Consider the following 12,719-nt stretch of genomic DNA (forward strand, 5'->3'; position numbering starts at 1 on the left):
CGCCACCTCAAGGTCACAGAAATGTTTCCGTGTTGAAAATCTACCATTCAAAAAAATTCAGAGCTAGCCTGCGCGTCGGGAGCAAAAGGGCTCCACCGCACAGAAGGCCGGGGTGCCGCATGACACTCAACGTCGAGTCGCCAGAACGCAAGGAAGAGACCGGTAAGTCCGGTTTCGGCGCTCGGTTCGCACTCATCCTGATCGCACTGCTGTGGGCGTCCCAGCTGAACGGCCTCATCGGCCTCATGGGGTCAAACGCACAGGCCGAGATCGCGGTCCACTACCACACCACCGAGATCGCCTGGTTCAGCCAGATCGGCCTGCTCATCGGCGTCTTCGCGACGCCGTTCATCGTCAAGGCCGCCGGCATGTTCGGCAAAAGGCGCCTGCTGATCATCATCACCACGCTCGGCCTGGTCGGCGACCTGATCGCCGCGCTCTCGACCAACTTCGAGACCCTGCTCGTCGGGCGCGCCGTCGCCGGCTTCTACGGCCCGTCGATCGCGCTCGTCTACGCGCTGACCCGGGACGTCTTCCCGCCCAAGCTGGTCGGTCCCGCCAGCGGCTTCCTCGGCGGCGGCATGGGCGTGCTCGCCCTCGGCGGACCGTTCCTGTCCGGCTGGGTCCTCGACGACTACGGCTACCGCGGTGTCCTGTGGTTCATGGTGATCGCCACCGGGGTCAGCCTCCTGGCACTCCTGTTCCTCGTGCCGGAGAGCAAGGTCCGCGAGCCTCGCACCCCGGTCGACTGGGCCGGCGGAATCCTGCTGGGCGGCGGTCTGGCGTCCGTCATCTACGGCGTCGGCAAGGGTGAGCAGTGGGGCTGGACCAGCGGTGACACGCTGTCCTTCATCGGCTTCGGTCTGCTGGCCGTGATCGGGTTCGTCCTGGTCGAGCGCAGGGTCGCCCACCCGATGTTCCCCATCACCCTGCTCGGACGCCGCCGGGTGTGGTCGACGTTCCTGGTGTCGAGCCTCATCATGGGCGCGATCTTCGCCCAGGGCACGGTGCTCAACCTGCTCATCCTGATGCCGAAGATCCCGGGGCTGTCCGACGGCCTGGGCTGGACCGCCACGAAGAACGCCTGGGTCAGCGCGCCCAACAGCGTCCTCCTCATCGCGGTCTCGGTGGCGACCGGCGTTCTCGTCCGGCGCTTCGACTCCCGCCTGCTGCTCGGGATCGGCGGCACCCTGGTGGCCGTCGGTGTCGCCCTCATGTCCGAGTTCCACCACAGCGTCGGCCAGATCATGGCGATCGGTGTGTTCAGCGGGGTCGGCATGGGCATCGTCGTGGCACTCGTCCCGATCATGGTCATCGAGTCGGTCAAGCCGGAGGAACAGGCGCTGGGCAACGGCGCGCAGAACATGATGCAGGGCGTTCTGCAAGGCGTGATGACCCAGGTGGCCTTCGTGCTCGTCGCGCAGAACAGCAACGTGATGAAGGGCACCGCCTTCTACGTCGACGACAGCTACAGCAAGGGATTCCTGCTGTTCGCCGGCGTGATCGCGGTCGGCACCCTGCTGATCCTGCTGATCCCCAAGGCCAAGAGCCTCAAGGAGGCAGAGGTCGGCCAGGCAGCCTGACGGCCTCTCTCTGGTTCGTGGCCCCCCACGCCTTCTCGGCCGGCTCCGACTCCCCGTCAGAGCCGGCCGAGGCCACGAAGACACCCCCGCATCCGCACACACGGTCCCCCACCGAGCCCGACCGGAACCACCACGCACGACGGGAGCCCCATGCCGCCCCAGAATCCCCGGACCCTCACGGACACACACGAGTTCGACGCCACCGCCCGATGGATCGGCCGGGACAACCCGGTGCCTCCCCCACCGCCGGGCGAGCAGCCCGCGGCGCCGCTGCTGCGCCGGGACTTCCGGCTCCCCTGCCCGCCCGAGCACGCCGAACTGCACATCGCCGCCCTGGGCTACCACCACACCGAGATCAACGGCCGCGCGGTGAGCGACGCACTGCTGGACCCGCCGCCCTCCCAGTACGACAGGACTGCGTTCTCCCGCACGATCGACGTCACCGAACTGCTGCACGAGGGGGAGAATGCCCTCGGTGTCATGCTCGGCCGCGCCTACGTCTCCGGAGTAGGCGGCCCCGAGGCGGTCTGGACGTCCGAGCCGCGTCTGCTGGCCCAGCTCGACATCACCCTGCCCGGCGGCGAAACGCTGCGCATCGTCAGTGACGACGCCTGGCGCATGGCGGACGGGCCGGTCCGGGACTGGCTGTTCCTCGGCGAGCACCACGACGCCCGGGCGGAGAAGCCGGGCTGGACGACACCGTCGTACGACACCTCGTCCTGGTCTGCGGCGCCGCAACAGCCCGTACCCACACGGCGCGTCGTCCCGGCGCTCATGCCGCCGGTCCGGATCGCCGACACGTTCGGCCCCGTCGCGCAGACCCAGTCGCAGGCCGACACGCGTGTCTACGACTTCGGCCGGATCACGGCCGGCTGGACCAGGATCACCGTCGAGGGCGAGCGCGGCACGACCGTCACCCTCACCTACGGGCAGACCCTCAACGACGACGGCACGGTCTACACCTGGCTGCCGAACATGCACATCGACAGCTACACCCTCAGCGGCGAGGGCCCGGAGGTGTGGGAGCCCCGCTTCGTCCGGCACGGATTCCAGTACGTCGAGGTCTCCTTCTCCGACCACACCGGCGCCCCTCTGGACCACGTCGGCTCGTTCCGGATCGAGGCCCGGGAGAACCACACGGCGCTGGAGCCGACGGGAACCTTCGCCAGCGGCAACCCGCTGCTCAACCGCATCCACGACAACCAGCGCCGCAGCCTGCTGCTCAACCACTGGGGCTTCCCCACCGACACCTCCTGGCGGGACCGGCAGGGCTGGACCGCCGACACGGCGCTGTTCATGGACGGCGCGATCCTCAACTTCGCGGACGTGGCCGAGGTCTACGACCGATTCCTGCTCTCACTGCGCGACGCACGGCTGCCGGACGGTTCGACGCCGGTCTACGCGCCCTTCGGACGGGAGGTCCAGCTCTACGACGACCCGTCCTGGTCGGGCATGCTGGTGCTGATGCCGTGGACGCTGTACCAGCACTACGGGGAGTCGAAGTACCTGCGGGACAACTACGAGGCCATGGTCGTCTGGATGGACCGCATGGACGCTCTCATCCTCAAGTCCGGTGACCTGTACGACGGTTACTCCTTCGGAGACCACTCCTCCCCCGGCTCCGAGGACGCCGGCACCGTGGCCCTCAGTCCGCCGGAGGGCGGCGCCGTCACGGCCAACGGGCACCTCTTCCTGCAGGCGCGAACGCTGGCCCGTATCGCCCGGCTGCTGGACCGCCCCGAGGACGCCCCACGGTTCGAGGCGATGGCCGACCGCATCGCGACGGCGTTCAACGCGGCCTATTTCGACACCGCCGAGAACGTCTACCGCACCCCTGCCCAGCAGGGCTACCGGCAGACCTCCAACCTGGTCCCGCTGGCGTTCGGCCTGGTGCCCGCCGGGCACGAGGACGCCGTGCTGGCGAACCTGGTCGCCGACCTGACGGCGCGCGGCCACCGCCTCAACACCGGCGCGATCGGCACCAAGCTGCTGCTCCCCGTCCTCACCGAGCACGGTCTGGGCGATCTCGCCTACCGGGTGGCCGCCCAGACCGAGTACCCGAGCTGGGGCCACTGGGTGGAGCAGGGCGCGACCGCGTCGTGGGAGACCTGGAGCCACCGTGGTTCGGAACAGTCCCTCGACCACCCCTTCCTGGGCACGGTCGAGGACTGGTTCTTCCGGCACCTCGCCGGGATCCAGGCGGCCACGCCCGGCTACGGCGAGGTCCGGATCGCCCCCGTGTTCCCCGCCGATCTGGACCACGCGTCGGCGAGTGTGCTCACCCCGCACGGCCGGGTGTCGTCGAGCTGGCTGCGGGACGAGGACAGACTCACCCTGACCGTGGACGTCCCGGCGGGCCTGCCGACCGAGATCCGGTTGCCGTTCCCCGAAAGCGCCGTGGAAGTCGTCCAGGGCCAGGCAACCCCGGCGGACACACGGGACGGACGTACCGACTACCGGACCTCCTCCGCCCGGACGGTCCTCCGGGTCCGCTGACGCGGCGGCCGGGTGACACGGGATCGGGTCCGCGTGAGTCGTCTACTCCTTTCCGGCCCGCAGTCCGCGCCGCAGTACGGACAGCATGTCGGCGGTCATGCGCTCGCTGACGGCGGGGCCGGGAATCCCGGCCGCCCCGTGGAAGGTGCCGGGGTACTGGTGCAACTCGGTCAGGATGCCGGCGTGCATCAGCCGCTGCGCATAGACGATGCCCTCGTCGCGCAGGGGGTCGAACTGGCAGACCGAGACGTAGGCGGGCGGAAGACCGGCGACGTCCTCGACGCGCGCGGGAGCGGCGTACGGGGACACCGAAGGGCCGCCCCGCAGCCCGGGACCGCCAAGGTAGTAGTCCCAGCTCAGTCCGGCACGGTGGGTGTCCCACATGGGGGCGTCGGTGTAGTCCCGCATGGACGGGGTGTCGAGGCGGTCGTCGAGTTCGGGGATGCCCAGGTACTGGAAGCACAGGGCCGGGCCGCCCCGGTCCCGGGCCAGCAGAGCCAAGGCCGCGGTCAGTCCGCCGCCTGCGCTCTCGCCGCCCGCGCCGAGGCGCTCGGGGTCGATGCCCAGCTCGTCCGCGTGGGCGGCGGTCCAGGTCAGCGCGGCGTAGCAGTCCTCCAGTCCGGCCGGGAAGGGGTTTTCGGGGGCGAGCCGGTACTCGACGCAGACGACCACCGCGCCCACCTGGTCAGCGATACGCGCGGCGTCGTAGTCCAGTCCGTCGACGCTACCGAGGACGAACCCGCCTCCGTGGATGAACACCAGGCCGGGCAGGCGCTCGTCGGGGCCACGACCGGAAGGACTGAAAACGCGCACGGCGACCTCGGGGGCGCCTTCGGGGCCGGGCACCCGGACATCCCTGACGTCCAGCGGCGTGCCGGACTCGTACGGCGGTCTGCGTTCGAGGAGCGCCGCCATGTTCTCGCGGGCCTGCTGGTACTCGCTCATCGGGGCCGGCTGGAGCATCTCCATCCAGGGGACGAGCTCGGGGTCCACGTCGTACGTCACTCTCGCACTCCTTCGTCAGCTGTCGACACTCCGATCATCGCCAGGGCCCGGCACTGCCGGAACCCGTCAAGTGCCGGGTCCGGCAGGGAGAGAACCCGCCGACCGTCGGATCACCGGAAGGCCCCCTCCCGCTCATGAACAGCCTCCTCATGCGACTGTCCGCGCTGGACGCCGACGCGGCGAACGCCATGCGGGTGATCGGCTTCTTCGACGCCTTGATCACGAGCCGCGTCTCGCTGCGCGTACTCGCCCGCCAGACCGCGCAGCTGGCGGAGTGCCCGGCAGGCATCACGGATTCCGTGCGCGGTGTCTCCCTCTGTTCCAACGGAACGGGCCGGACGGCACCGGACGACGCGACATGCCACGGCTTCTCCGACGGCGGCCAGGTGTGGATCGAGCGCGCGGGAGAACCGCTCCCCCTGGACGACATCCTGCTGGAGCGTTTCGCCATCGCGGCTTCGCTGTTGTCCCACCAGGCAAGTGGGCCCCTGCCGAAGCTGGGCGACGCCGCCCTCGTGGAACTCGCGCTGTCCGCGAGCGCCGGGGACATGGAACGGGCCCGGGCGGTACGGCTGATGGGCCTGGATCCGGGGGCGCCCGTGTGCGTCCTGGCGGTGGCCGACGACCACAGCGGCATCCGGGAGACGATGGGCCGGCTGTCCGGCGCACGCGTCGCGCTGCTCGGCCGGCTGCACGCGGTTCTCGTACCGCATCCTCCGCCCACCCTGCCCACGGGCATGCGAGTTGGTGTGGGCCCGGCGCTGCCCGGTCTCCAGGCACCGGAGTCCTGGCTACAGGCACGGACGGCACTCCGCTTCGCCCTGCCGAACCCACCCGGCGCACAGGTCGTGCACGCCGAGCAGCTCGGCTCGCTGGCAGCCATCGCCGCGGCGATGAGCGGCGAGGACATCGCCAGGATCGCGGATGTGAGGGCGCTGGACACGCTGGCCGCCCTGCCGCACGGCGCGGGCACCCTGGAGGTGCTCGTCGCGTTGTGCACCACGGGCTCGGTCCGCAAAGCCGCCGCGTCCGTCTACCGCCACCCCAGCACCGTCGCGGCCCGACTGGAGCGGGCGGAGTCCCACCTGGGCTTCTCCTTCACGGCTCCCGCGGGCCGCCTCCGTCTCGAACTCGCGCTGCTCCTACGGCGTTTGCGCGAGACGGCGGAGTGAAGGGAAGGTGGCGGTCAGCCCAGGAGCGTGGTCACGAAGAAGTCCAGTGAACTGTCGACTTCCTTGAGGGCCGGGGTCCGGTTCAGGTGCCCGTGCGGCATGCCCGTCGCGAAGTACGTGCGGACCGGCACCCCGGACTCCTCCAACTGCCGGGCGAGCAGGGCGCCGGACGGCCGGAGGTCGTCGTACTCGGCGAGGACGATGCCGGTCGCGGGGAGGCCGTCGAGGTGCGCGGCGCCAGGCATCGCGGCCGGGGGCAGATCGGTGAGGCGGCCCACGTAGTTGCGCACCATCTGCTCGATCGAGTCGGTGGTGAAGCGCAGCAGGGGCGGCAGGTCCCGCATCCCGGCCGCCGTCTCGTCGTCCAGCGCCGGGGTCGGGAAGTGCACGAAGGGATAGGCGAGCAGCAGAGCGTCCGGACGGGGTTCGTCCTGGTCGCGGAGCCGGATAGCCGTGGACAGGGCCAGCGCGGCGCCCGCGCTGGCGCCCCCGAGGCCGACCGGACCGGACCGGGGCCGGCCCTCCCCCGCGAGCCAGAGCCACGCGGCGTGCGCGTCGTCGACGGGGACCGGGTAACGGATGCCGTCCACGGCCAGGCGGTAGCCGACGGAGACCACCGACGCCTGGGCCCGGACGGCGAGTTCCGCAGCCACGATGTGTGCTTCCGGCATGTCGAGGTCGCCCCCCGCGAACCCGCCGCCGTGCAGCCACAGCACCGCGCCGCGAGGCTCCTCGCGCGGGGTGTAGATCCGGACGGGCACCTCCCCGTGCGGGCCTGGAACAGTGCGGTCCTCGATCGAGATGTCCGGCGCGGTCCACTCGCCGGGATCGCGGAAGTACTCCACGAACCGGCCCATGGCCTTCGGGTCGGACTGCGCGTCCGCCCAGCTGAGGCCTTCGAGAAGGTGCGACTTCTCGGCGAGGAAGGGGTCGAGTGGCATGAGTGCTCCCAGGGTGTCGGCTCACCAAAATCTAACACTCAAAGAAATTACAGTTCAATGCCGGAGCGCCACCGATCAGTCGGCGGCGCTCGTCTCCGTCCCGGGGCCGACCGAGGGCGCCAGTATCCGGGTGAATGTCTCCGCGATGGCGGCGATGTCCACCGTGGGATCGTGCATCCACTGGATCTGCAGGCCGTCCAGTACCGCCAGCACGGCTCTGGCCAGGTGCTCGGCCGGTTCGTCGGCCCGGATCACACCGGTCCGCTGCTGCTCCTCGAAGTCACGCGTGACTTCGGTGGCGATGGTGCGGTAGCGGTCGCGAAAGTAACTGTGCGCAGGGCTCTCCGGGTCGGTCGCGGCCGCGGAGAGCGTGACGTACAGCTTGGCCAGCCCGGGGTGGCTGGTGGTGTGCCTGGCGCTCGCCGCCATGCCGTCGACCATGCTCTGGCGCTCCGCGGCGGCGCTGTCACCCGAGGCCTTGCCCACCACGTCCCGGCGTTCCAGCACCGCGAGCAGCAGGTCGTCCCGGGTGGGGAAGTAGTACGTCAGCGCCGGCTGCGTCACCCCGACCCGGTCGGCGATGTCCTGCAGGGAGGCTCGTTCGCCGTGCTCGTCGATGGCCTCGTACGCGGCCTGGAGGATCTGTTCCCGTCGCTCCGCGCTCTTGCGGTAGGGGCCTCGCGGCTTTCGCTCGTTCGTCACTCGGGGGCCTCGTGGCTTTCGCTGGTCCGTCACTCGTGAGACCGTACTTCACCCGACCCGCCCGACAGAGGGCGTATGGCCTGCACTGTTGTGGAAATCGGCCATGCGCGCCCAGCACGGTTCCGCCGACGCCAGGGCATGGCGAAGCGGACGCGCCCTTCAGGTGACGCGCCCGCCCCGCCTCTTCGGCGCGGCCGGCCGACGGTGCGTCAGGACACCGGTGGCCGGGCCGGCCGAGCTGGAGCCTGTCCGGCCCGTTCAGGTCGGATCGGACAGCTCCTGACCGACCGTCACGGTCGCCGCGCAGGGGAGTGCGTCGGCGGCGAGGCCGGCCAGTACGGTGACGTCGCCCGGCTCGATGCCGCGGCGTCCGTCGGTCAGGGTGTGGTGGAGCCGCTCCACCGGGGCTTCCAGGACGAGGTTCCTGGTCTCCCCCGCGGCGAGGCCGACGCGGCTGAAGGCGATCAGCTGCCGCACGGGCCGGACGACGGAGGCGTACTCGTCGCGTGCGTACAGCTGCACGACCGTCTCACCGTCCACGTCCCCGGTGTTGGCCACCGTGAGCCGGGCCCGGATCACGCCGTCGGCCAGTTCGACCGCCGGGCGGTCCCCCTGTTCGTCGAGGGTGACCTGGAATGTGGTGTACGACAGCCCGTGGCCGAAGGCGTAGAGGGGGCCCTGGGTGTCCAAGTCGCCGTAGCCGTGGCGGGTGCCGGTGGGATGTGCGTAGCCGCTGCCGTGATGGTGGCCGTGGTACAGAGGGATCTGGCCCAGGTGGCGCGGGAAGGTGCTGGGCAGCTTGCCGCTGGGGTTGATCTGGCCGTACAGGGTGTGGGCGATGGTGGTACCGGCCTCCTGGCCGAGCAGCGGTGCGAGCAGGACGGCGTTGGAGACCGACGCCGCCTTCGCCAGTACCAGCGGGCGGCCGGAGACGACCACGGTGACCAGCGGCTTGCCCGTGGCGGCCAGGTGTTCCAGGAGGGTCTCCTGGTCACCGGGCAGGGACGGCGAGGCCGTCGACTGGCCTTCGCCCGCGGTGTTGTTGCCGACCCAGCCGGTGCGTTCGCCGAGGACCGCGAGGACTAGGTCGGCGTCCGCGACGGCGGTCCGCACGGTGGCGGCGTCGAGGGAGCCGTCCTTCTCGAACCGGCCCAGTGACACGAACTCGATCTTCGCTTCGTGTTCCCGCAGGGCGTCCAGCACCGTGAGCGCCTCGGGGTGCAGGTCGCGGGCCGCCCCCTCGAAGGTGGGGTCCATGCCGGGCATCCGGGTCTGGAAGATGTCGGTGAAGTTGAAGGACGCCGGGTCTACGCCGGGCACCTTGCCCTCCATGACCGCCATCATGCCCAGGGGCATCTCGGCGTTGGAGACGGAGGTGTACGCCCCGAAGTGGATACGCAGCTCGTCGGCGGCGGGCCCGACGACGACGATGCGGCGCTCACCCGGCGTCAGGGGCAGGATGCCGTCGTTCTGGAGCAGGACCGTGCTGCGGGCGGCGATGGCGCGACGGACCTCGGTGGCCTCCTCGCGGTCCGGACGCACCGCCGGGGTGGGCGGCGGGCCGAAGCCGGGGACGAGTCCGACGCGCGCCTTGATTGCCAGGACGCGGGCCACAGCCACGTCGACGACCTTCTCGTCCAGGCGCCCTTCGGTGACCTCCTCCACCAGGGACGCGTAGTTGACGTTGCCGGGAAGTTCGACGTCCAGGCCGGCGGACAGTGCCTGCACCGCCGCCTCGCCCGCCGTACGGGCGGTGCGGTGGTGGGTGCGCAGCAGGTTGACCGAGTCGTAGTCGCCGACGACCAGGCCGTCGAACCCGAGGGTCTCGCGCAGGAACTCGGTGAGCAGCCAGCGGTTGGCGGCCACGGGCACTCCGTCGATCTCGTTGTACGAGTTCATCACGGACCGCAGGCCCGCCTCCGTGATCGCGCGGCGGAACGGCTCGGCGTACTCGTCGACCAGGGCGCGGCGTCCGAGCTGGGTCGCCGCCTGGTTGAGGGCCCCCTCCGAACTGCCGTAGCCCAGGAAGTGCTTGCCGGTCGCGAGGACGCCGGGCTTGTCCTGGGCGCCCCGCACGAACGCGACGGACATCTGCGCGGCCAGCTCCGGGTCCTCGCCGTACGTCTCGTGGACGCGGCCCCAGCGCGGGTCACGGTTGATGTCCATCACCGGGGCGAACATCAGCTGGATCCCGGCGTCGAGCATGTGCGCGGACGTCACCGTGGCGGCCCGTCGTACCAGCTCGGGGTCCCAGGTCGTGGCCTGTGCCCAGGCCGTGGGGAACTGGGAACCGGAGGCGTGCAGGAAACCGTTGATGCCCTCGTTGTGCACCAGCGCGCCGATGCCGAAGGGGGAGACCTCGCGGACGACGTACTGGATCTGGGCGAGCAGCCCGCGCATGCTGTCGGCGTCGTGGCCCAGGAACCATGCCAGGGACAGGTGCCCCACGCCGTGCGGACGCAGCTCCTTGATGCGCGGCGCCTCGACGGCGGGGCCGGCCTCCGACTGTGTGAACAGGTCGGCGGCGCTCAGCCCGGCGAGCTGGGCGACCTTCTGTTCAAGGGTGAGCCGGGAGACCAGCTGCCAGATCTCGTCCGGGCTCCATTCATCACTGGCCATGTCAGGTTTCTTTCGTTCGGAGGGGGTCGGGCGGCGACGGAAGCGTGGTGCGGTCGGTCAGGGCCAGGGGACGAAGCCCTCGTGCCGGACCTGCCAGCGGCCGTCGCGCGGGAAACCCGGGCAGTCGGCGTCGGCGGAGTCCCAGCCGGCGGCCATCAGGGACACTGCGGCGAGCAGGCCGCCGTTGGCCGGGTTGTAGAGCGGCAGGAGGCTGCCGAACTGCGGGTTGTGGCCGACCGCCGAGTACGTGTTCCTCGGGGTGTCCTTGAGCAGGGCGTTCACCGCGAGGTCGGGGCGGCCGACGCGGGCGGCGGTCATGGCCATGGCCGGGAAGTCCCAGCCCCAGGCGGTCTCCCACTGCCAGTCGTCGAGGATGTCGACGAGGGTCGCCTCCATGGTGGCCGTGTCGACGAGCGGACCGGCCGGGACGAGGCCGAGCGCGGACAGCAGCGAGGGGTGGTCGTCGCGGCGCAGGTACGGCTCGGTGGCGGTCGCGGTGTAGCGCCCGTCCCGCTGGTGGGGTGCTGCCAGGTTGTCCTGGATGTGCTGCCATCTCTTGTCGCGGTCCAGGCCGCGCCGCTCGCGCCAGGACTGTGCGATCTCCAACCCCCACCACCAGTAGGCGAGTTCGAAGGTGGGGTCCTCGGTTGTCTTCGCGTCGTAGAACTCCTGCGCAGGCATCACCGGCGCGGGCAGGTGGTAGGTGCCGGAGCGTTCCTCGACGAAGGAGGCCATGAACCGGGCCGTCTCCTCGACGAGTTCGGCAAAGCGGGACACCAACTCCGGGCGCTGCTCCTTCGGTTGAGCGCGATGGAGAAGTTCGAGCAGATAGAGGGGGTGCGGCTGCTGCCAGACGAGCAGGGCACCGATGTCCGACGGGCTCTCCCGGCCGTCGGGGCCCACGTGCTTGGGCCAGCGGGCACCCTCGTAACTCTGCCGCCGGGCGGTCTCGCGGGCGGAATCGAGGATGGACAGGTACCAGTCCATGCTGCGGGCGAGCAGTCCGGGGCGCCCCCAGGCTGCGAAGTGGGCGGCGTGCCACCAGTGCATCTCCAGGTGGAACTTGCCGCCCCAGGAGTTGGCGACGAGTCCCGACTCCTGCGGCGGGAGCGCGCCGGAACTGTGCACGGCGGTCAGGTACTGCGACAGGACGACACGGCGCTCCAGCTCGGCGGCCCGGGGATCGGTGCTGCCGGCGAAGTCGACGGCGGCACCGGAGGTCCAGAAGTCCTGCCACCAGGCCACGGCCGCGTCGGCGACCGCGTCGAAGGTGGCGCTGTCCGGCCCCTCCTGGTCGGTCGCGAAGCCGGCGACCAGCTCCAGGGTGTCCGCCGAGCCGGTCAGCACGAACTCGTGCGGCTCGTCCGTCGCGGACAGCGTGCCCTCGCTCCAGTCCAGCTGTACCGCGTAGACCGTGTCGTCGAGCACTCGCCGGATACGGCCCGCCCCCTCTCCCAGCGGTTCCAGCACCGATTCGTGCCGCTCGGGCGAGGTCCAGTCGGAGGTCTGGAAGAAGCCGTCGCTGGCGTACGGGAACCGCAGGACGACCCCGGCGAGGCCGCTCGCCACCAGTTCCGACTCGATACGGAAGGCGACCCGGGCGTGGTTCGGGTCGGCGACCGTGGTGACCCGCACCTCCTGTCCGGCGTACTCGAAGGTGCTGGTGAGCGTGCCCGTCCACAGGTCGAGCCGTTGGCGTGGGTTCGCGAGCGCCTCCGGGTACGGTTCCGGCTCCGCGTCGGGGGCGGCGCGCAGCAGCAGGCCGATACGGCCCAGGTCGATCCGCTGCGGGTTCTGGTGGAGCCAGGCCCCGGCGCGGAATTCCTCGGCCGGCTCTCCGCCCATCATCGATGCCATGTCGAACTTGTCGGGGTACTGCACCGGACCGCGCGCGGTCTCGTACGTCGACATGGCGTCGTCGAGAACGAATCCATCGGGGTTGGGCATCGAGTGCCAGCCCCAGTTCGACATGGTCCCGTTGTTGACGGCGAGGCGCTGCTCGGCGAAGGCCGCGGACTGGTCGTGGTACTCGACGAAGGTCTGCATACCGGTGATGTCCGCGGTGTAGGCGAAGTCTCCGTTGCCGACCGTCAGGACGTGGGAGGGATCGGGGCGGGTGATCTCGATGGTGTGGCGGCGGACGAGGGACTCACGGTCGATCATGGTCATCGTTCCTTGCGGGGGTTGTGCGGGGGCTGTGC

The 12,719-nt window shown here is 70.5% G+C and carries 8 protein-coding genes; 3 read left to right on the forward strand and 5 right to left on the reverse strand.

Annotated elements, in window-relative coordinates; genetic code table 11:
- The first annotated feature begins 119 nt into the window (after positions 1 to 119).
- Together ACFYXF_RS04850 and ACFYXF_RS04855 are read left to right on the forward strand one after the other, a co-directional pair.
- Positions 120 to 1,583: an MFS transporter gene (locus tag ACFYXF_RS04850; protein ID WP_389348091.1), complete on the forward strand. Its 1,464-nt coding sequence runs from the start codon at positions 120 to 122 to the stop codon at positions 1,581 to 1,583.
- A 150-nt stretch (positions 1,584 to 1,733) separates the two neighbouring features.
- Complete coding sequence (locus ACFYXF_RS04855) at positions 1,734 to 4,079, forward strand: family 78 glycoside hydrolase catalytic domain (protein ID WP_389348092.1); 2,346 nt, start codon at positions 1,734 to 1,736, stop codon at positions 4,077 to 4,079.
- A 42-nt stretch (positions 4,080 to 4,121) separates the two neighbouring features.
- Here ACFYXF_RS04855 and ACFYXF_RS04860 read toward each other — a convergent pair whose 3' ends face one another.
- Entirely contained in the window at positions 4,122 to 5,084 is a 963-nt protein-coding gene (locus tag ACFYXF_RS04860; RefSeq protein WP_389348093.1) for an alpha/beta hydrolase, read from the reverse strand.
- A 134-nt stretch (positions 5,085 to 5,218) separates the two neighbouring features.
- On the opposite strand from ACFYXF_RS04860, the gene ACFYXF_RS04865 reads away from it, so the two are divergent.
- A complete protein-coding gene (locus tag ACFYXF_RS04865; protein WP_389348094.1) occupies positions 5,219 to 6,256 on the forward strand; it encodes a helix-turn-helix domain-containing protein in 1,038 nt (345 codons plus the stop codon).
- A gap of 14 nt (positions 6,257 to 6,270) precedes the next feature.
- On the opposite strand, the gene ACFYXF_RS04870 is transcribed toward ACFYXF_RS04865, so the two are convergent.
- From ACFYXF_RS04870 to ACFYXF_RS04885, 4 genes are all read right to left on the reverse strand, one after another.
- Positions 6,271 to 7,197, reverse strand: coding sequence for an alpha/beta hydrolase fold domain-containing protein (locus ACFYXF_RS04870; protein WP_389348095.1), 927 nt, complete (start codon positions 7,195 to 7,197; stop codon positions 6,271 to 6,273).
- 75 nt (positions 7,198 to 7,272) lie between these two features.
- Positions 7,273 to 7,899 carry a TetR/AcrR family transcriptional regulator gene (locus ACFYXF_RS04875; protein ID WP_389348096.1) on the reverse strand — a complete coding sequence of 209 codons (627 nt, stop codon included), beginning with the start codon at positions 7,897 to 7,899 and terminating at the stop codon, positions 7,273 to 7,275.
- 258 nt (positions 7,900 to 8,157) lie between these two features.
- Positions 8,158 to 10,518, reverse strand: a complete 2,361-nt coding sequence (locus ACFYXF_RS04880) for a glycoside hydrolase family 3 N-terminal domain-containing protein (RefSeq protein ID WP_389348097.1) — start codon at positions 10,516 to 10,518, stop codon at positions 8,158 to 8,160.
- A 57-nt stretch (positions 10,519 to 10,575) separates the two neighbouring features.
- On the reverse strand, positions 10,576 to 12,681 hold the full coding sequence (locus ACFYXF_RS04885) for a hypothetical protein (RefSeq protein WP_389348098.1): 2,106 nt from the start codon (positions 12,679 to 12,681) through the stop codon (positions 10,576 to 10,578).
- Positions 12,682 to 12,719 lie beyond the last annotated feature (38 nt).

The organism is Streptomyces sp. NPDC002680, from assembly GCF_042889145.1.
Taxonomy (GTDB): Bacteria; Actinomycetota; Actinomycetes; order Streptomycetales; family Streptomycetaceae; genus Streptomyces; species Streptomyces adonidis.

What these genes read in the sequence shown, in the direction of transcription:
- ACFYXF_RS04850 (WP_389348091.1), top strand. Translation starts at nt 120, where the DNA reads ATGACACTCAACGTCGAGTCGCCAGAACGCAAGGAAGAGACCGGTAAG.
- ACFYXF_RS04855 (WP_389348092.1), top strand. Translation starts at nt 1,734, where the DNA reads ATGCCGCCCCAGAATCCCCGGACCCTCACGGACACACACGAGTTCGAC.
- ACFYXF_RS04865 (WP_389348094.1), top strand. Translation starts at nt 5,219, where the DNA reads ATGAACAGCCTCCTCATGCGACTGTCCGCGCTGGACGCCGACGCGGCG.
- ACFYXF_RS04870 (WP_389348095.1), bottom strand. Translation starts at nt 7,197, where the DNA reads ATGCCACTCGACCCCTTCCTCGCCGAGAAGTCGCACCTTCTCGAAGGC.
- ACFYXF_RS04880 (WP_389348097.1), bottom strand. Translation starts at nt 10,518, where the DNA reads ATGGCCAGTGATGAATGGAGCCCGGACGAGATCTGGCAGCTGGTCTCC.
- ACFYXF_RS04885 (WP_389348098.1), bottom strand. Translation starts at nt 12,681, where the DNA reads ATGATCGACCGTGAGTCCCTCGTCCGCCGCCACACCATCGAGATCACC.